The sequence below is a fragment of the Dyella sp. KRB-257 genome (genome assembly GCF_049445995.1).
GTDB lineage: Bacteria > Pseudomonadota > Gammaproteobacteria > Xanthomonadales > Rhodanobacteraceae > Dyella_A.
This window is the reverse complement of sequence record NZ_JBMSDZ010000005.1, coordinates 152,269-171,766: the sequence shown is the minus strand read 5'-3', so window position 1 is coordinate 171,766 and position 19,498 is coordinate 152,269. Positions and strand designations below refer to the sequence as shown.

Annotated in this window: 17 protein-coding genes; 12 read left to right on the top strand and 5 right to left on the bottom strand. The window is 61.6% G+C overall.

The genetic code is table 11. From position 1 onward, the window contains the following. Positions 1 to 4 precede the first annotated feature (4 nt). The 12 genes from ACO2Q2_RS05750 to ACO2Q2_RS05695 all read left to right on the top strand — a co-directional run bounded on the left by ACO2Q2_RS05750 (position 5) and on the right by ACO2Q2_RS05695 (position 8,954). A complete protein-coding gene (locus ACO2Q2_RS05750) occupies positions 5 to 835 on the top strand; it encodes a hypothetical protein (RefSeq protein ID WP_423254820.1) in 831 nt (276 codons plus the stop codon). Next, positions 835 to 1,767 carry a hypothetical protein gene (locus tag ACO2Q2_RS05745; RefSeq protein ID WP_423254819.1) on the top strand — a complete coding sequence of 311 codons (933 nt, stop codon included), beginning with the start codon at positions 835 to 837 and terminating at the stop codon, positions 1,765 to 1,767. Before ACO2Q2_RS05750 ends, ACO2Q2_RS05745 begins: the two co-directional genes overlap by 1 nt. Before the next feature lie 33 nt (positions 1,768 to 1,800). Next, the gene (locus ACO2Q2_RS05740; protein ID WP_423254818.1) at positions 1,801 to 3,492 is read left to right on the top strand and encodes a hypothetical protein; all 1,692 of its coding nucleotides are present in this window, start codon (positions 1,801 to 1,803) and stop codon (positions 3,490 to 3,492) included. Beyond that, entirely contained in the window at positions 3,489 to 4,298 is an 810-nt protein-coding gene (locus tag ACO2Q2_RS05735) for a phage BR0599 family protein (protein ID WP_296844173.1), read from the top strand. The genes ACO2Q2_RS05740 and ACO2Q2_RS05735 overlap by 4 nt, the downstream gene beginning before the upstream one ends. 9 nt (positions 4,299 to 4,307) lie before the next feature. Continuing rightward, a complete protein-coding gene (locus tag ACO2Q2_RS05730; protein ID WP_296844172.1) occupies positions 4,308 to 4,541 on the top strand; it encodes a hypothetical protein in 234 nt (77 codons plus the stop codon). Beyond that, on the top strand, positions 4,538 to 4,756 hold the full coding sequence (locus ACO2Q2_RS05725; RefSeq protein WP_296844171.1) for a hypothetical protein: 219 nt from the start codon (positions 4,538 to 4,540) through the stop codon (positions 4,754 to 4,756). Before ACO2Q2_RS05730 ends, ACO2Q2_RS05725 begins: the two co-directional genes overlap by 4 nt. Beyond that, positions 4,746 to 6,932, top strand: a complete 2,187-nt coding sequence (locus ACO2Q2_RS05720; RefSeq protein WP_423254817.1) for a phage tail protein — start codon at positions 4,746 to 4,748, stop codon at positions 6,930 to 6,932. The genes ACO2Q2_RS05725 and ACO2Q2_RS05720 overlap by 11 nt, the downstream gene beginning before the upstream one ends. Continuing rightward, positions 6,932 to 7,285 carry a DUF2793 domain-containing protein gene (locus ACO2Q2_RS05715; RefSeq protein ID WP_296844169.1) on the top strand — a complete coding sequence of 118 codons (354 nt, stop codon included), beginning with the start codon at positions 6,932 to 6,934 and terminating at the stop codon, positions 7,283 to 7,285. The genes ACO2Q2_RS05720 and ACO2Q2_RS05715 overlap by 1 nt, the downstream gene beginning before the upstream one ends. A 65-nt stretch (positions 7,286 to 7,350) precedes the next feature. Beyond that, positions 7,351 to 7,650 (top strand): DUF6127 family protein, encoded by a 300-nt coding sequence (locus ACO2Q2_RS05710; RefSeq protein WP_423254816.1) that lies wholly within the window; start codon positions 7,351 to 7,353, stop codon positions 7,648 to 7,650. After that, complete coding sequence (locus ACO2Q2_RS05705) at positions 7,647 to 8,123, top strand: hypothetical protein (RefSeq protein ID WP_423254815.1); 477 nt, start codon at positions 7,647 to 7,649, stop codon at positions 8,121 to 8,123. The genes ACO2Q2_RS05710 and ACO2Q2_RS05705 overlap by 4 nt, the downstream gene beginning before the upstream one ends. Further along, on the top strand, positions 8,120 to 8,587 hold the full coding sequence (locus ACO2Q2_RS05700) for a lysozyme (RefSeq protein ID WP_423254814.1): 468 nt from the start codon (positions 8,120 to 8,122) through the stop codon (positions 8,585 to 8,587). Before ACO2Q2_RS05705 ends, ACO2Q2_RS05700 begins: the two co-directional genes overlap by 4 nt. Before the next feature lie 76 nt (positions 8,588 to 8,663). Next, positions 8,664 to 8,954 (top strand): hypothetical protein, encoded by a 291-nt coding sequence (locus ACO2Q2_RS05695; protein WP_423254813.1) that lies wholly within the window; start codon positions 8,664 to 8,666, stop codon positions 8,952 to 8,954. 8 nt (positions 8,955 to 8,962) lie between these two features. Here ACO2Q2_RS05695 and ACO2Q2_RS05690 read toward each other — a convergent pair whose 3' ends face one another. From ACO2Q2_RS05690 to ACO2Q2_RS05670, 5 genes are read right to left on the bottom strand one after another with little or no spacing between them, the layout of a single operon-like run. Further along, entirely contained in the window at positions 8,963 to 9,904 is a 942-nt protein-coding gene (locus ACO2Q2_RS05690; protein WP_423254812.1) for a COG2958 family protein, read from the bottom strand. 18 nt (positions 9,905 to 9,922) lie between these two features. Continuing rightward, on the bottom strand, positions 9,923 to 11,971 hold the full coding sequence (gene brxL, locus ACO2Q2_RS05685) for a BREX system Lon protease-like protein BrxL (RefSeq protein WP_423254811.1): 2,049 nt from the start codon (positions 11,969 to 11,971) through the stop codon (positions 9,923 to 9,925). 3 nt (positions 11,972 to 11,974) lie between these two features. Beyond that, on the bottom strand, positions 11,975 to 14,320 hold the full coding sequence (pglZ, locus tag ACO2Q2_RS05680) for a BREX-1 system phosphatase PglZ type B (RefSeq protein WP_423254810.1): 2,346 nt from the start codon (positions 14,318 to 14,320) through the stop codon (positions 11,975 to 11,977). Further along, the gene (locus ACO2Q2_RS05675; RefSeq protein WP_423254809.1) at positions 14,311 to 16,143 is read right to left on the bottom strand and encodes a DUF262 domain-containing protein; all 1,833 of its coding nucleotides are present in this window, start codon (positions 16,141 to 16,143) and stop codon (positions 14,311 to 14,313) included. Before ACO2Q2_RS05675 ends, pglZ begins: the two co-directional genes overlap by 10 nt. Continuing rightward, entirely contained in the window at positions 16,140 to 19,496 is a 3,357-nt protein-coding gene (locus ACO2Q2_RS05670) for an Eco57I restriction-modification methylase domain-containing protein (protein WP_423254808.1), read from the bottom strand. The genes ACO2Q2_RS05675 and ACO2Q2_RS05670 overlap by 4 nt, the downstream gene beginning before the upstream one ends. Positions 19,497 to 19,498: the final 2 nt, after the last annotated feature.

The window sequence follows — 19,498 nt, the reverse complement described above, 5'->3', positions numbered from 1 at the left end:
AGACATGACGGCCTACACCGGCTTCGTCGACAACTCGACGATGCTCGCCCATTACAAGATGCTCGAAACGATCCGGGACGTCTGTCTGGCCGAGGGTTGGACCATTCTCCGCTACGACACGGCCATCACGAACCGGGAGCTGCTGATGATGGCGCCCGGACTATCGGGCACCGAGCAGATCTTCTGCGGCGTCTACTGCTACCAGGACAGCAACGCGGACTACTACAACCTGGCGGTGGCGACCATGAAGGGCTATGTCGCCGCTAACTCGTTCCTGACCCAGCCGGGTATCTCGCCCGTGCTCGGTGTGCCCGCCCACAACCAGCGCATCGATTACTGGCTCTCGGTGAACGGTCAGCGTCTGAATGTGGCGATGAAGGTCGGCACACCGGTCTACGAATCTTTCGGGATAGGCAAGTTCTTCCCCTACGCATCTCCGGGCCAATATCCCCAGCCGCTGTTTGCGGCCGGAATGCTGACCAGCGCCTCCGCCACGCGCTACTCCGAAACGACCCACACGATGCCGTGGAAAGGTAATCGCAACAACCTGCGGATGCATTTCAACGACGGCACCTGGAAAGCGCCGCTCGCTACGCCATGGGGCCAAACGACGATGGCCAACGCCTGCCGGCCGGCAGAAACCACCTACGCGCTCTACCCGGTAATGCTCTACGACTCCGCAAACATCTACGGCGCGCTGGACGGGATATTCCACATCACCGGCTTCGACAACGTCGTCGAGAACACGCTCGTCATCGACGGCAAGAACTACGTCGTCATCCAAGACGTTGGCCGCACGTCCTTTGGCGACTACATCGCACTGGAGCTCTCCTGATGCCCTACGTCACTGGGCTGGCGAACAGCGCCAGCGATCTCCTGAATGCCGTCGTCACCGCAGGGACCGACCACGGTTGGTCCTGGGACGCGAGCAACAGCATGCTCTACAAGGGGGACATCTATGGCCGCCTCACCGTCAGCGGCTTGAACCTCTTGGTACAGGCGGCGCTCGGCTACTCCGGCGCCACGCTGATCACGCCAGCGGCAAAGATGGTCGGAATCACCAACCGGCTGGGTCAAGCCGGTAATACGCTGCTGAGTTATCCGGTGACGTACCACATCTTCGTCCACACGGCGCCGGACGACATCATCGTGGCCGTGAACTATCAGGTGATGTGGTGGCAATGGCTGTCGCTTGGCCAAGCCCGCAGCTTTGGTGTGCTCGGCAACGCCATCTGGCACTGGGGTACTGCGACGTCTGATATCAGTACCGGTGCGGGCGTGGCGATCGACTCCAATGGCAGCACCGGCAGCGGTGGCGGCAACACCTCTGGCGCACCTTTCTGGCAGTCCAACGACACCACAGGCGTCCAGAACAGTTCGATCTACCTGAACTTCAACGGTCACGGCTGGTGGAACAACCCCGTGGGCGTCTCCACGGCGAATCCGAACAACGCGCGTGCCACCATTGCAGTACCAACGTTGCTGCTGACCCAGCCCAATAACTGGAACGGCGAAGCTGTGCTTACGCGCATCCACATCATGGCGTTGCAGCCCTCTAGTTTCTGGTCGCACGTCGCGGAACTGCCGCATCTACGGATGACGCGCAACGACAACATCGACGACGGGCAGATCCTCACGCTTGGGTCCGAGCGCTGGTTCATTGCACCTGTGTATCGCAAGAACACCGCGAGTCGCGCCGCATCGCCATACAACGGCGCGACTCACTCCGGGACCATCGCGATGGCTGTGCGCTACGACGGTCCCTGATCTTCCCGTTTTACCTCAACCGAGAGTTATGACATGCCGGTCTTGTCAGGCATGGTGCTCGATCGCGCCCAGGCTGGCTCACTGAACCCGCTCCTGAGCATCGACGGGTATCAGGTTGCCGCCATCTATCCGTACACCGCCAGCGATTCGCCACGGGCGGAGAATGGAGCGCGAAGCTACGCAACCGACATCACGGTTCCTGCGCAGCGGGCGCTGACCGGCATCCAGGTACCGAGCTACTTCGAGGATTACTACTTCCGGGTGCATTTGCTGCCCGGGCGCATCAACCTCGGCAGTCTGGCCTCGGAGCAGAGCCGCACGATCGAGGTCTGGAACGCACGGCTGACCCCGAACACCTTAGCGTCCCTGACCGCCACCGGCGCAGAAGGCATGACGCTGATCGGGCCGGCACCCGCGCCCACTGTGTTTGCCGCCAATGAATCGCGGCTCTATACGCTCGCGGTCACGCCGAATGGTCCGCCAACCGTGAACGCGACGTTTCTGTTCGCATTCGCTTTCGACGATGCCGCTTTGCTCGCAACCGGACGCCGTATCGTCGGATGGATCTTTGCGCCGAACTGGGTGCAACCGGTCATCGAGCGGCTGGAATGGCTCACGGATGTGATGGAGTCCCATGCCGGATTCGAGCAGCGCGTGCGCTTGCGTGCCGGTGCAAGGCGCAGCTTTGAGTACAGCGCCTTGGTCGGCTCCGACACCGAACGGGTGAAGATGGAAAACCTGCTGCTGTCATGGCAGGCGCGCGTCTTTGGCCTACCGCTCTGGACCGACGTCGCGCTGGCGGCAGGACCGATCCCAGCCGGCTCGACCTCCATTGCCGTGACGACCGCGAATCGGGACTTTGCCGTGGGCGGTTTGGTTGGACTGGTTCTGGGCATGGAGTCGGAGTTTGCCGAGATCACGGCGGTCCTGCCAACGTCCCTGACGATCAAGAGCCCGCTGGACTCTACCTGGCCGGTCGGTACCAAGATCCTGCCTGTGCGGCCCGCCCGAGTTCAGAACGACCTTGGACTGACCTACCTGAGCGATGCCATCGGCCAAGCCACGCTGCGCTTCCAGTTTGAGGACGAGTGGTTGCTTCCGGCAGCCACAGAGACATTGGACTACCGGGGCTACCCCGTCTTGCTCACCGCCACCAACTGGACCGAGGACGTCGAGACAGACTACGCCCGCAAGCTGAATGAACTGGATTTTCTGACGGGCCGACGCGTCATCGACGATCTTTCCGGTGTTGGCACGGTTCGCCGGACGCATCGGTGGCTGATCTCTGGGCGTGCCGCGATCACTGCGTTCCGCTCATGGCTGGCCGCCCGCGCCGGCAGGCTGACGGCATTCTGGATGCCCAGCTTTCAATCCGACTTAAAGGTGGTGAGCCCGATCGGGGCCTTTGACTCGGCCATCACGGTGGAGAACCGCGCCTACGCCGCCAATGTGCCAGCCGCCATCGGGCGGCGCGACATCCTGATCGCCACGACATCCGGCAGTCGCTACTACCGGCGCATCACCGGTGCCACGGCGCTTTCGCCAAGCACTGAGAGCATCGCCATCGACAGCGTGGTGGGCGCGGCGCTACTTCCCGAACAGATCCGCCATGTGTCGTTCATGAAGCTGGTGCGCTTGGACAGCGATGCCATCGAGATCGCCCATCAGACAGACGACACGGCGGAGGTATCGATCTCCGTCAGAAGCATTCGGGATGACACATGACCTACGCCAGCAGAGAAGTATCGACGGACGCCAGCAGTCCGGTCGAACTGTACGAGTTTCGCCGTGGCGGTTCTACGTGGCGCTATACCAGCGGCGCGCAGGACGCGAGCTACGCCACCTATGCCTATGTGGCCGTGCCGATGAAGCGCGGCAGCATCGAGCAGACCGGCGAGATCGGGAGGTCCGGCCTGCGGATCACGCTGGCTCGTGATGTCGAGATTGCTCAGGCATTCATCGCAACACCGCCATCGGAGGTGACCTTGCTCACCATCTATCGCCAGCACCGGAATGATCCAGAAACCGTCGCGGTGTGGATGGGACGCGTCTTGAACGTCGAGTGGCGCGGTTCCGAGGTCGAGCTCAACTGTGAGCCGGTCTACACCAGCCTGCAGCGCACCGGCTTGCGCCGCCTCTACCAACGCAATTGCCCGCATGTGCTCTACGGCACGTCTTGCCAGGCCAGTGCGGTGATCTATCGCGTGCCGGGCACCGTGGTGTCCGTCGCCGGAGTCTTGCTGAGCGTGCCGTCTGCGGCCGGATATGCCACGGGTCATTTCGCTGGCGGTTTTGCCACTTGGGCGGCCAACGGTATCACCGAGAAGCGAATGATCGTTGCCCACAACCTGGACGTCATCACGCTGTCGGCCGTGCCGCCCGGGCTCGCCGTGGGCGACACGATCTACCTGTATCCCGGTTGCGACCGGACTCTCGCGACCTGTGCGGCCAAGTTTGGCAACAGCGCCAATTTCGGCGGCTTCCCATTCATCCCGACGAAGAACCCCTTCGGCGGCAGCCCCATTTACTGAGTAGACGGTATGCCCTGGGCACAAATCATCGTCTGGATCGTCACCGCACTGATCCAGTACGCGCTCCAGCCAAAACCGCCGCAACCCCAGGCTGCTGAGCTCAAAGACTTCGATGCGCCGACTGCCGATGAGGGTCGCCCGGTGCCCGTCGTGTTCGGCACTGTGCTGGTGAAGAGCGCCAACGTGGTGTGGTACGGCGATCTGCGCACTACACCGATTAAATCGAAAGGTGGAAAGAAATGACCGACATCCTGGTGACCCACGGCGACATGCGCAGCCTGGGTTACTGCAATCGCGGCGCGCGGGAGTGGTTCGCGCGGCACCAGCTCGACTGGAGCCAATTCATCGACCAGGGATTGCCTGCGCCACTGCTGTTGGCAACCGGGGACAGCATGGCCGAAGACGTGGTTGCCGCCGCCCGCGCACGTATTGGCCTCGAGGTGAACGATGGGCGGTAGCAGCAAGTCGCAGACGGTCGGCTACCGCTACTACCTGGGAATGCATCTGGCGATCTGTCACGGGCCGGTCGATGCCATCACCGAGATCCAGGTCGGCGAGCGCCAGGCATGGAGCGGCAACCTCACCGCCAGCGGCCGGATCACGGTCAGCATGCCCGAGCTGTTCGGTGGCGAAAAGCGCGAAGGCGGGATTTCCGGCGCCATCGATGCCGCGTTCGGCCAAGCGGCGCAGACGCCGAATGATTACCTCGCGTCGAAGATCGGCTCCCCTCAACCCGCGTATCGCGGTGTGCTGAGCCTGATCCTGCGCCAGCTCTACATCGCCGCCAACAATCCTTACATCAAGCCGTGGGCCGTCCGCGTCAAACGCTGCTTCCGCGACTGGTACTCAGCAAAGGCGGAGATCAACGGCGCGGCCAACCCAGCGCACATCGTCTACGAATGCCTGACGAATGCCGCCTGGGGCATGGGATATCCAACGGCCAGCATCGACGATGCCTCGTTTCGTGCGGCGGCTGATGTGCTGTCCAACGAAGGCTTCGGGCTCAACATGATCTGGCTGCAGCAGAGCAAGATCGAGCAGTTCGTCAAAGAGGTGATGGACCACATCGGCGGTGTGCTCACGACGTCACCGTCGACGGGACGCTTCGTCCTGAAGCTGGTGCGGGCGGACTACACCGTAGCGACGCTCCCCATCCTGAACCCGGACAACGTCATCGAGCTGGAGAGCTTTCAGCGCGCTGCTTGGGGTGAGACGACCAACGAGATCGTTCTCATCTACACCAAGCCGGACACGTTCAAGGAGACCAGCATCGCGGTCCAGGATCTGGCCAATATCCAGGCTCAGGGCGCCGTGGTGTCGCAAACTCGCCGTTACCCCGGCATCACCTCAGACAACCTCGCCGCCCGCGTCGCGATGCGCGATCTGGCATCCGTGTCCACGCCGCTCGCCAAGGTGCGGCTCAAGGTGAACCGCAAGGCCTGGAATTTGTACCCGGGCGATGTCTTCAAGCTGGAGTGGCCTGCGCTCGGGATCGCCGGTCTGGTGATGCGTATCGCCGGCGTCGATGGCGGGTCACTCACCAACGGCGCCATCAGCATCGACGCTGTCGAGGATGTGTTCGGCCTGCCGTCAGCGGTCTACACCGCATCCCAGCCCACCGGTTGGACCGACCCGGTGCCAGCGCCATCCGCGACCACACCACGGCGTCTGGTCGAAGCGCCGTACTGGGACGTGGCCCGCGCGCTGTCTGCATCCGAGCTCGCCTACCTCGATGCCACCGACTGTTTCCTGCAGACCCTGGGCGGCCGCCCCGCGCCAGGGGCGCTGAACTACGACCTGTACAGCAAGACGAACTCGGCCACGACCTACAACCAGCGCGGCCAAGGCGAGTTCTGCCCCACGGCAGTTCTCGCCACCAGCCTTGCGCAAGAGGTAACGAGCACGACGACCTACAGCGGCGAACTCGACATTGATCTGGTGGCAACCGGGAGCTATGCCTACATCAACGACGAGGTCGTCCTGGTCACGGCCATCAATACGACCACGCAGAGCCTGACCCTGACCCGTGGCGTCATGGATACCGTGCCAACCAGCCACGCAGCCGGCAGCCGGATCTGGTTCGCCGATGGCGCGCAGGGCGTCGATCCGACCGAGTACGCCGCTGGCGAAACGGTCAACGCGCGACTACTCACCGTGACCGGAAAAGGCACGCTGGCGCTGGCATCGGCACCGACCGATTCCCTGGCCATGAACCGCCGGCAAAACCGGCCGTACCCGCCCGGCAATGTGAAGATCAACAACGTTGCCTACCCGGCGGTTGCCAAGGGTGACCTGGTCATCTCCTGGGCGCACCGGGACCGGCTGAGCCAGACGGTGAGCCTGGTGCCCCAGACCAACGGCAACATCGGCCCCGAAGCCAGCGTGACGTACACGCTGCGCATCTACGGGGAAGCCGGCAGCCTGCGCCGCACCTACTCTGGCCTGACCGGCGCCAGCCAGACCTACACCTTGGCAGACGACACCGCTGATTCCGCCCTTGGCCGACCCAACGCCGCGCTGCGCATCGAGCTCGAATCGAACCGCTCGGGCGTGATCAGCCTGCAGAAGCACTCGATCGCCTTCGAGCGTGCCGGCTACGGACTTCACTATGACAAGTACTACGGAGGCATCTGATGCCCGCAATCACTGACCCGAACCTGGGACTCAATTACGGCTGGACGCTCGGCGAAAGCGGCTGGGGTGCCGGCATGGATGCCAACCTGAAGCGGCTGGGCGCTGTCGTCAGCCTGTCGGTCAAAGACCGCGATCTGGCCACACCACCTGCCAGCCCGGTTAACGGCGACCGTTACCTCATTCCCGCTGGCGCAACCGGCGTCTGGAGCGGTAAGACCGATCAGATCGCGGCGCGCATCGCGGGCGTCTGGGAATACCACATCCCTAAAGTCGGTTGGCTCTGCTTCATCGAGGACGAGGCAGTGCTCTCGGCCTACAAGGCCACCGGCTGGAGTCCCGGCATCGCCATCTGATCGCTTTCCCCTGAACCCCGAAAACCCGCCCGAGTGGCGGGTTTTGCATTTCTGGAGCCCGCCCTATGACTGACCCACAAAAACCCGCACTGGTCGACAACATGCTCCTCCTGCGCAAGGAGGACTTCGAAGACCTTCTGGATCGCGCCGCCGAACGCGGTGCCAAACGTGCCCTGGCCGATGTTGGCTTGGACGGTGACGACGCCGCCCACGACATCCGCGAACTGCGCGGCCTGCTCGATGCCTTCAACACCGCCAAGCACACCGCCTGGCAGACCGTCATCAAGATGGTCACCACCGGATTCCTGCTGGCGTTGGTGGCGGGCGCCCTCATCAAGTTCAAGGTGTTCGGAGGTGGCCAATGATCGAGACCCTTCTCGGCGGCCTGCTCGGCGGCGCCTTCCGCCTGGCGCCCGAACTACTCAAGTGGCTCGACCGCAAGAGCGAACGCGGGCACGAGCTGTCGATGCAGGACAAGGCGCTCGAATTCGAGAAGCTACGCGGTGCGCAGCGCATGCACGAAATCGGCGCCGGGGCCGATGCTGCGTGGAACGTGGGCGCAATCGAAACGCTGCGCGAAGCTGTTCGCACCCAAGGCGAGAAAACTGGCGTCCGATGGGCCGACGCCCTGTCGAGCAGCGTCCGCCCCGTCATCACCTACTGGTTCATGGCGCTGTATTGCGCTGCCAAGACTGCCGCCTTCGTGGCCGCCATCGAAGGCGGTGCCGACTGGGGTGTTGCCATTCTCCACGCATGGACCGAAGCCGACCAAGCCCTGTGGGCCGGCGTGCTGAACTTCTGGTTCATCGGGCGCGTGTTCGACCGGGTGAGGCCATGAGCCAGATTCCCCAGGCAGCCATCGCTCTGGCGAAGCGCTTCGAGGGATTCCATCGAATTCCGAGGTCAGATCCTATGCGCCGGGCGCATCCCTACATCTGCCCAGCCGGCTACTGGACGATCGGCTACGGGCGTTTGTGCAAGCCAGACCATCCACCGATCAACGAGGAAGAGGGCGAGGCATACCTGCGCCAGGACCTGCGCACGGCACTCACCGCCACGCTTCGCTACTGCCCGGTGCTGGCCACCGAGCCAGAGGAGCGACTCGCTGCCGTCGTCGACTTCACCTTCAACCTCGGCGCAGGGCGGCTTCAGACATCGACCCTGAGGAGACGGATCAATCAGCGGGACTGGATCGCTGCAGGGCAGGAACTGCGGCGATGGATTTATGGCGGCGGAAAAGTGCTCCCCGGGCTGGTAACGCGACGAGAGGCTGAAGTCGCCTTGCTACTTCGCAACGCTTGAGCCGAATGCGCGCAGAAGAGCTTGGCTTTACCGCCGCACAGCGCGTTCATGTCATTCCCTCAACGGAGAAATGCCAATGACCAACAGATTCAAAAAGGCCGTGATTGAGGACATCGCTTCTCATGGCATCGACGAGAAGGAACAATCCAACCTGCTCGATCTGTTCGAGTACGCCATGAAGTCCACCGCGACGACCCTGGCTCGCGAAGCCAGATTCGACACCAGCGACTTCGCGACGGCGACAGAGCGCAACTGTGAAGGCTTTCAGTTGACGCTTCAGCGTCTGCGCATTGACGGCCGAGACGTCTGGAAAGGCCAGTTCAGCAGAGCCGAACAACAACTCGCTGTGACCGCGTCCCTCGAATAGCCTGGCGGCTACTCGGCCTCTTTTGGCACATCCCAGTCGGCCAAACGTGCTTCGCCGGTCTGATAGAACTGCTTCACCAGCTTCACGTATTCCAGGAAGTCCTTGTTCTCAGTCGCCAGCCTGTTGGCGGTGTCCCAGTCGATCTCGCCGCGCTCCCTGGCTGGAATCAAAACCTGACTTTCAGACGGGTTGTCGACATCCAGTTTGATCAGGCCAATGCCGTGGGCTGCGAACAGCATTCGCAGCTCTTTCAATGTGTCCTGGCCCTCGATCTCGGCGGCCACCAGGTAGCCGAAGTTGGCCCACGATGAGTTCGAGACGGACTGGAAGAAGCACTCTCGGACGTTGGATCGGTTGATCAGCAGCTTGACCTCGAACGACCACAGCTTGGTGCGCTTGTCGGAATACTGATTGACGCAGTCCTTGACCTCTTGGTGCCAGTCTGCACCCAAGTCTTCCATGCCGACCAGATCCGGATAGAGCCAGCGGTTGCCGTTGGGCCCGCGCTTGTTGGACGAGCGCTTCTCATCGATGCGCTTTGAGTACACCTCGAACTCTGCCCAGAGGTAGCTTGCCAGCAAGGGGTACAGGCCGTGTTCCCCGATCTTTGCCTCCTCTTTGCCGACCGGAGCCGCGACACCAACGTTTTCCGCTGCTGCGACCTCAGCGCTATCCGATTTCTCCGAGACGTAGTACTTGCGTGGGCGACCCTCGGTCGTTTTGAGGTTGGGGTGCTTCTTCTGCAGGCGCGGGCGCTGAGACCCAATCTCCGCCACCAACTGCTGCAGCAGGTCGGCATCCGTTTCCAGAGCCTGGCTGCTAGCCTTCTTGGCGTTGCACTCTTCGGGGAAGGTCGCAACGAGCCACTCGGCAATCTGTCGGGCGGAGAATTTCTCTTCAGGGTGTGCGGTCAGGAAGTCGATAACCGCCTTGCCAAGGTTAAGTGCCATGGTGTTTTTCCTCTTGGGTCATTCGGCCATGGCCTTCAACAACGCATCGCGGGCGTCGGAGTAGAACTGGATGTCGATCTTGGTCGCCATGTCGTCGGACAAGTCAACCAACTGGCGCCGACACGCCACCGGCATCAGCAGCGACGTCGCACCTTTCTCAACGGCGATCTCGGCAATCGTGACCGCGTTGTGGACAGGTTCGATCGAACCCCCGAGGTTGATCTCGCCGACGATGATCAAGCCACCACGCACGCTTCGCTTCAACAGAGACGTGCATAGGGCGACCAAAGAGGCCACACCAAGCTTGGCACCTGACTTCGCCGCGTCAAACGCCCGAAGCTGTACCGTGAACTCATGCTGCCGAGGGTCTTTGTCACCCACCAATTGCATGGACCTGGCGTATAGGTTCTGCTCGGCGAAGCCGATGCTCTCGCGGAATGCGGGTGGAATTGGCTTGTTGAGTACCTTCACACCGGAGCCTGGGCCTTCATTGACCTCGATGCGGTAGAGGCCCGAGTTTTCTTCGCCGCCACCCGGGCTGATGGTCCACACCTGACCTGGCTCCAGCGGGTCGCCGCCAATGCTGTTGTCGCTTTGCAGCTCAGGCGTCGACACAAACTTCTCCACACCGTCGGTGCCCATGATGTAGCTGAAGTGCGTATTCCGAAACTCGGCAGCGCCCACACGCTTCTGCTGCTCTTTGACTCGGCGCCGAACCTCCATGGCGATGCGAACGGCCCATTCCAGGTCTTCGTCCGGAACCGGAGTATCCGAGCTCGGGTACAACAGCTTGAGCAAGCCGCTGACCGTCTTATTGACCGCATTCGTGTCGCGGCCAGACAGGGCGCCGCCAAAGAAGACACGGTTCTGCAACTCGCTCACCCGGCTCTGGTTCCGAAGCTGGCTCCAGCACTCGGACAGGAAGTCGCTGACCAGGCCAAAATGGTTGGTGACTAAGTCCTTGTTGATCTTGGGCACGTCCCAACCCGGCAGAAACGCGTGGATGCGGTCCATGAAAGCGGTGTCGTCGCGCATCTCTGGCGGCATGGGGCCAAACAGGTGCCCCACACGCTGCTGGTGTTCCACATCGACGTCGAAGTTGCCGACCAGGACGATGCTGCCGTCCGCCCGAATGCTCTCCTTGCCACGGCTGAACTCGCCGGACTCCATGTAGCCCTTCATGATGTTCACGCCGTCCTTCTGGTCGAAGGAGATGCCTGACACCTCATCGAAGCAGACCACGTCGTACTGGCACACCAAGCCTCGACGGCCCCTGGGTGTGTTCTCCACGAACATCTTGGCCACAGTCGCCTTGCCGCCTGAAATCAGGTGGGCATAGGGCGAAACCTGCTGAAACAGATGGCTCTTGCCGGTGCCGCGCGGCCCAAGCTCCACCAGGTTGTAGTTGCGCTCCACGAAGGGCACCATGCGCAGGAGCAGGGCGTTTCGCTGGCGGTCGCTCAGCCCGCCTGACTCAATGCCGATGGATCGGAGCAAAAAGCACTTCCATTCCTCGGTGGTGAACGCCTGACGGGCCTTGGTCAGGGTGTCCAACACGTCGCGCTTGGACAGCTGAATCTCCCGCAGCGACGTGATCCCAAACGGACGCCCTTTGGCCTCCTGGGCGATGGCCACATCGAACGTCACGCCCAGTTCGGCATAGAAGCCACCGGTCAACATGCGTTCGTGCTGGTTGACCAGCTCGCTGCTGATCCGCACATCCGTCAACCGAAGGCTTGGCAGGCTGGCGACGTACTCGCCCTTGTTGTCCACTCGCGCCGTCACCAGGTCGATGATCTTCACCTCGCCGGTTTCCAGCGCCTTGGCCTTGAAAAGCTCCTCCTCGCCGGCGCGCACCGTGCGGGACTTGAGCTGGCGCTGCACGATCTCGAGTCCCTCGTCGATCTCCTCTTGATCGGTGCTGGCGCAATAGCGCCCGAGCATGAACTCGACAACGTAGGTGGGGACCGGAAACTGGCGACTGAAGGTGCGGACCAAGTCTTTCCGGACCAGGTAACCGTCCAGTACCGAGGCGGCTTTCTTGTCTATCTGATCCAGTTCAATCATGCGTCATCCTCCGCCGATCACGGTGTTTGCTTCGGCCACCAGCTCGCCGGTCGCACTGAGCAGGACCAGAAACGCCGCACGGCCTTGCAGTTCTTCGTTTTCAACAACCACCGATGCGGTGCCGTTGTCCTTGAGCGGCTTCACGCTCACGACCACGCTGGAAGCCGGGTCGCCCGCCTGGGTGCGAATGTCCAGGGACAGATTCGCGTACTGGCCGTCCACGGCCACCGTGCAGCGCAAACCCTTCCAGGCGATGTCGGTGACCTCGGCCACCTGCTTGGCCGAAGCGCTCCCGCTCCGAGTCACCACCAGATCCAAGGTCAGGCACTCTTGCAGGCTCAACCCGCCGTGGTTGTAGTCCACGGATTTGCCATAGCAGCTCACGCCGTCGGCCAGTGCGAACTGCTGATGGGGGTTCCAGAACCAGGGGTACAAGCGCTCACCGGTGGAAGCGCCGGGCTTGATCGAGGCGCAGCGCCCCCATTTGTTGTCGGTGAGGTCCTTGGACATTTGAATCGTGGGTAACTTGCCCGGCATGAGGAGCCAGCCGTGGTCGGTCACCACCCTAACGCTGTTCCAACCGGCAGCCAACAAGGCGCCGATGCGTTCTGCAATCTCAGCAAGAAGCGGGTCGATGTGCTTGGCCAGCTTCCAGCCGCGCGCATGCCCCTCGCTATCGATATCGCCGAATTCGCACCACGCGTTGCCCTGGCCGTCACCGTTCTCGGTACGGTCCAGCACCTTCCAGTGGTTGTCGTTCAGCAGCTTCTTCAAGTGGTAGCCGCCCTTGAGGGACTGGCCGGTGGCAGCGACGCAAGGTTCGAAGTCATCGCAGTCGTCGGTGCCGCTGATCTTGGTCCGCACTGGCGAAGCAGCCGCCTTGCCGGTCGCGGTCACGCTGGGCAGCGCCGTCCAGCTCATGGCTTCCGCTACCTGGCAACCGCGTGTCTCAAGGGCTGCCGAGAGACGGCGAGCCGCGTCAAAGCGCAGGCCATCCACGAACAGCACGCACTCGCCCTTGGAGGCGGCGAAGGCCTTGGCGCTGGCGATCGTTCCACCGGGGTAACTCGATCCATCGACCAGCTTTTGCAGGTAGCGCGCAGACTCCTCCAGCCAGGGCAGATAGATCGCGCGAATGGCGGCTGTCACCGCATCAACTTCGTCCGCCTTGTCAACACACGCCAGCGCTGACAGCACCGCATCGTCGGCGCGCCAGCCCTGCGTGGCATACCCGGCCTGCAAGTCCGCAACCGAGCCGGCTGCCAAGGCTGTCTTGGTCACCTCCGCAACTACTGCCAGGTGCTTAGCGGCCAGCGCCAGTGGCGATTCACCCAACTCGGCCCATACCAGCTCACGGCGTAGCGCATGGGCCTTCTCCAGTTCCAGCAACCGCTTCCTGGCTTCGTGCGCAGGCAGGTGGCTCAAACCCAGCAGTTCATGCTGGAGCGACTTCTCCTGCTCTTCGTTCCATTGCGGCCAACCGCTGAGCTTTTCTGCGGGCGTGTCGAAGATGCCCAGGTCGGGCGGCTTGCACTGGCGGATTCGGGTCGGGATGTTGGGGTAACGCTTCGGTGCTTCGCTGTACCGTTCCCACACTGAATGCCAGGGTCCCTCGCGCGTCGCCAACTTGCTGGCACCGGCCAGTACGCCATCGGCCTGGGGGTTGAACGCCAGCTGTGACTTGCATACCTCTACAAACGCCCTCCATTCGTTGGCACCGCGCGTCGTCTGGAACGCGTCGCCCAGATCCAGCCACTGCAGCAGGTCGCGCACCGGGTCGCCGCCGGTCAGCAAGGTGTTGAAGTAGTCTTTGTCCAGCCGCTTGCCCTTGAGCAGTTCAAGCTCTTCATCCAGCAGCCGGTACAGCGCCAGTTGCATGGCGTTCTTGGCATCGTTGTCCTGGGCCACATCCAAACCCATGCCACCTTGGTCGGACTTCAGGAAGGCCATGATGGTCCAGTCCTTGGCGTTCGCCTGCGACCAGATGACGCCCCGATACTGCAGCTCGGCCAAGGGCTTCAAGAGGTCCGGGCAGTCTTCGATCGCCCGCAGGTCCTGGCGGCTCACGCCAGGCAGGTAGAACACCGGCACCTGGTCGGCTGGCAGGGTGACATCGGGCGCCTTGTCCGCAATCACGCAGCGCAGCCAGATGGCCGGCCCCGTGCGGTTCTCGGGCGTGTAGTCGCCCAGCACCAGCAGTTCGGCCAGTTCGCTCTGCAGGCGCGGGATCACAGCCTCCCACTGGCGATCTTTGTCGGGCCACAGGATGCACGAGGGCGCAACTTGAACCTCGGGGTTGAAGATCGCCGAGTCGCGCAGAGTCTTGACCAGATGTTCGATCACGCGCATGGCTGGCCCTCCGTCATGGCGAAGAGGCTCATCACTTGGTCAACCAGCGTGGCGGTCCGCGCGTCGATCTGCGCCACGCTCCACGCCTCGGCCGTTGCCAATTCGGCGTTGAGCTTGAGTCCGTTCTTGTAGCCCACCTCACGGCCCTTGCTGTCGGTGCGGTCGCGCTTCTCTTGGAAGCTCTTGTTACCCAGCGCGCTGTTGAAGCCGGAGATCGTCAGGTTGCCCAGCTTGTGGACATGCGTTTCCTGAATGGCTTTGGCCTTCTTCTCGTCTCCGCCCGCGATCATCGTCACCCACGACGCGGGGATGTTGTCGCCCTGCGGGAAGATGTGCTCGATAGTCCACACGAAGAGCTTGCCTTCGTACTTCCACAGATCGACCCAGGTCTCCTTGGTCATGCTCTGCTCGGCCAAGGCGCACAGCACAAACCGGGTGACCCCGGCGTTCTCCTCGTAGATGGCGCCTTCCAGCTTGCTGCGGAAAGTCTCGTCGCTGGCTGACACCGCCAGCAGCTCGTCGCGAATCGTCGTCACCACGGCGGCACCCGACAGCTCTGCCACCTTGTCGATGGTGGCCATGAAGAGGCGCGTCAGGTCACGGGTGGGCGGCGTATCGGTGAGGTTGCGTCGAACGAAGAAGCAAACCAGCAGCCGCGCGATGTCTTCCAGCTGCGCCACGTCGATGCCCAGCGCCTCACGACGCACCAGCAGGTACAGCATCAACAGGTAAGACGGGGCGCCCTGAATGAGGTCCAGGTCCTTCAGCGGCTTGTCCAGCGGAGCCCAGGCCTCGTCGGTGTTCCGGGCCAGCATCAGTGCATACAGCTGGCCGGCGGAACGGATGGCCTGCAGGTGGTGCTTGGCGTCCTGGTTGATCAGCTTCTCGTAGATCTGGATCAGGTTGGACCTTGTGGCCACCGGGCCCAGGGGGTCCTTCTTCTTGTCCTCGTCCTTGCGGAACGGTACGTTCAGCGGGTCTTTGAATGCGTTGTAGTAGTGCCGGAAGAATCGCTCCTGGACGCTGTAATCGTCGCCCAGATACCCCAGCAGCTTGTTCCAGACGTCGAAGTAGTGGTCCACCTTGCCGGGCTCGGTGGTCTCCAGCCGTGCCAGCAGCTTGTTCTTGATCAGGTCGATGGCCGTGAGCGGCATGCCCCGGTTATTGAGCGACTCGAACAGCGTGTAGGCGTCGGCGTGGCTGGCCACCTCGATCTTCACCAGGCAGGCCTGACTCACCTTGTCGAGGAAGGCCATGATCGACGCCAGGCGATCGTTCTCGCCCTGCACCATCTCTTCGATGCGACCCTGGAAGTACCGGAAGGCGCGGAAGATCTTGCGGTTGCCCGCGTAGGCTGGCGTATCGAACGGGCTGATCACGCCCACGTCGGACAAGACGGCGCGGTAGTCGTTCTGATTGTTGTTCTGAATTTGCGGGATGACGCGCAACTGGTCGTCTCCCTTCTTCAGCACGAGCTTGCGCTTGAGGTTGATCAGCTCCACGCGCTGATCGTCATCCAGGTCCTTCTCGTGCCGCTTCAGCGACTGGTACAGCGCCGCGAACAGCAGCGACAGCGTCGTCAGCCGCTGCTGGCCGTCCACCACCTCCAGCCGCTGCACCGCCAGGGTGTCGGTGGTCTGGTTGATGCAGATGATCGAACCCAGGAAGTACCCGGGGTCGTTCTCTTCAACGTCATCGAAGAGCGACTCCCATTGGTCCATCTTCCAGGTGTATTCGCGCTGGTAGCGCGGGATCGCATAGACCACGCCCGCTTCGATGTCGAAGAGCTGCGAGACCGGGTAGTTGTTGACCGACTTGATCATTTGGCCTTCTCCCGCGCCTTGCGCTTGTCGGCCAAACTCAAGTGGTGGTCGTTGATGCGGTCGCCCACCTTGCCGCCGTACTGCAGGCCAAGCTCGTACCAAGGTGCGGACGGCACATCACTGCCACGGTCCTTTTCCCAATGGAGGCTTTTCGGTTTGTCGCGCAGCACACCTGCGCCGCGCTTGCCTACGTCCGGCACCGAAAGGAAGGGACGGATGTTCAAGCGGACCCCGTCGTTGAGATCGGGGTTCCAGCCGATGGGTTGCTCCTCGATCGGCTTCCAGCGGACGAAAATGTCGTAGGGCGCCTCACCGGCCAGGATCAACTCCAGGCGCTTCTTTAGCGCCTCAGCGGCGGCCAGCTTTTCCTGAGCGCCATCGACGCCGCTCTCGGCATCGCGCTTCTGGCGGCTGATCCAGTCACCCAGATAGGTGTAAATCAGCGCCTCCAGCGCCTTGTAGTCAAGCTTGTGGTAGTTCACTAATGCGGCGAAGCCGTCGCGCAGACCATCCCAGATGTGCCACACGAATGGCCGGTTGCCGAAAAGCGCGCAATGCTGGATGAAGAACCTGTCGCGCAGCCATGTTTCGAGCGACTTGCCAGCGTGATCGGCTGAGGTCAACAACTGAGCCAGTACGTCGTTGCTCCACTCGGTTTCGTAGGCGTCGGCCAACAGGTTGAGAAGTCGGTCGCTCGCCGATGACTCTCTCCCTACGGGGGGAATGCATACGATGCCATCCTTATCGGCATGACTCGTAAGTGCTTTGCTGCGAGCAATCCACGTACGCGCCTCATCTGACAACTCCATCTTTGCATCAATTTCAGATGGCCATTGATAACCGAGCAATCGGGCAACAGCTACTTGCAGTGGATCGGTTGCTGACTTCGGGTGACCGTGAAAAATCCACTGCGTCGGATTGTTCGAAAAAGGCTTTGGCGCCCCGGTCCTAAATTGATCGCTTGCAATGGATTGCCAATGCTTCAGGTCAAATGGGATCTTCTCAAAAGAGCCATTAGTTGGCTTTAAGGATGCGTCGATCTTGCGAACTTCCTTGGAGAGTTCGCCAGAAAGGCCGTATGCAAGCAGAGGAAGAAAATGATCCTCATTGATCGGCACAATTGCGGTCATATTGCTATCGAACTTCTCGCCTAAGTAGATGGCACTCGGCAGAGATGCCATCTGACTTACGGCCAGCCCTTTAATGCCCCAGGCTCTATTGCCTTGCCGCCTAGCGAGACCTTGACCGTCGTCACCCCAGAAGATCACACCTTCAAGGCCGCCGAATTGTTCAGAACTTGGAACAGTGCTCTGATAGTAGGTCCAGTTCGGCTTTAATTTAGCCAGTTCCCAGAAGAGCCTGCTTACGCGCCCGTCATCCCCGGATTTAATTCCTTGCACAGATTTGGCGAACTTGCCTAGCAATGTTCCAGCCGCCAGCGTCTGAAGTGACACACGAGTATCTGGATTCTTTAATTGCTCAGTCTGTGATATGCACTGAACTTCCTGGGTTTGCACTCGCAGAGACTTTTCTTCTGAACTCCTAAATGAGCTAACGTCAATGCCGCATATTTGATTTGATGCGATATTCGCCTCGCCTCCATCCTTGGAAGGGTTGCTTACGATCAGCATCTGGACATTGAAGTCCCACATTGGCGTCTGGAAAGCTTTTGGCCCCAGGAGAGCAATGAATCCCCATACCTTTTCAGTGAGCAACCCCTTTCGCATTTCCTCATAGGAGGTTTTGAATAGCCAATCTTGTGGTAGGACGAGACAGGATGTTCCCCCATCGGTGCACAGCTCCAGGCATCTGAGCAGAAATACGGTCTCAATCGCGGTTCGTGCTTCCGGGTAATTCTTGATGAAATACTCGTTGAGCACCGGATCGAGATCATTGCTACTTCTGTAGGGAACGTTTGTAGCTACGAGGTGATATTTGGCGCTCAATAACCGAGCTGATTCCAGAAGGCCTTGTGCGCTAAGAGCCAACTCCCAACGTTCGTGAAGGTCACTGGTCGAGCCGGTCTGTCGCTCGGTTGCCAACGCTCTATCCAACAGCGCAGTGAGAGTCTCGTGGCTTGAGGTCGCCAAGTCGTTCTTCAGACTGCGCGAGGGATCAAGCAAACTACCCAGCAGTGGCGCCCGGGCGAAGCTCGCGTGAAGCTGTCGCAACTCCTGCCGGACGTACTCCGCATTGGGTGCTTCGTCAGGCACCAGTGCCTCCCAGTCCTGCGCCTTTGCCGCGACCTTAAGGCCGCAACAAGCGATCTTGGGCGGCGGAATCTCCCGCACTCCAAGCGGCTTACCGGATGCATCCGGATAGCGCCAGGCTTCCAAGGCCACCGCAAATACGGCGATCTCTACGCAGCGCTGGTCCAGCTCCAGCCCATGGATGTTCTCGGCCAGGACGCGATTTACCGCTTCCTTAGTGGTCAGGCCCTCCGCTGCCATGCGCATTGGCACCAGCATCAGGAAGGCGGCCACCAGAAAGTGACCCGAACCGCAGCACGGGTCCAGCATTTTGAAGTCCGCTAGAGACTCAGGCCAGCCTTCAAATTTTCCTGCTGCCGGCGTGCCGTCTTCCAGGGTGCGGAAGTAGTCGAGGTTGACCGGACATGGCTTGCCCGGATGCCGGGTGGCCCACCAGGCGCCGAGCGAGTTGTGCAGTAAGAAGGCCACCATGTACGGCTCGGTGAAGAGCTGGGTGACGGCGGGCAGCTCGTCTGCGCCGATCTTCACCTCCGACTTGTTGATGCGGTCCTTGTTGTCGGTCTGCCAGAACTGGTACACCCAGCCCAGGCTGTCGCTGGCCTTGAACACCGCGTCGGGCAGGTCCTTGAGCAAGCGTTCCAGCTCGCTCTGGTGCTCGGGCGCAAAGGTCAGCTCGAACACTGGTGAGCCGGGCTTGAACACCTGCGGCAGCATGCGGGCGGCCAGCTTGCCCGCCAGCTCCCAGCCACTCTTGGCACCTTCGTCGGGGGCCAACTCATCGCACTCTTCGATGGTGACGGCCACGCCGTCGTACATCAGCAGGTTGTTGTCGGCCAGGAAGCGCGCGAACAGCATACGGTGCCACTGCTGGTAGGCCACCTCTTGCGCCAGGTGCTGCACCTCTTGCTTGCCATAGGTCGGGTTGGTGCTCTTCGAGTCGCGGGCGTCACCGAGCTGCTTGCCGTGGGTGCGCAGGCGGTTGCGCAGCGCCTTCTCGGCATCGCTCAGAAACGCTTCCGGCTTGTCGTGGCCAACGCCCAGTTGGTCTACCGCCGCGTGCGCAGCAGCTTCAGCGACCGAGCGGGCCGCTTTGACGGTCTTCTCCAGCGCACCGCGCAGGTCTTTGTTGAGTGCTTGCATCATCG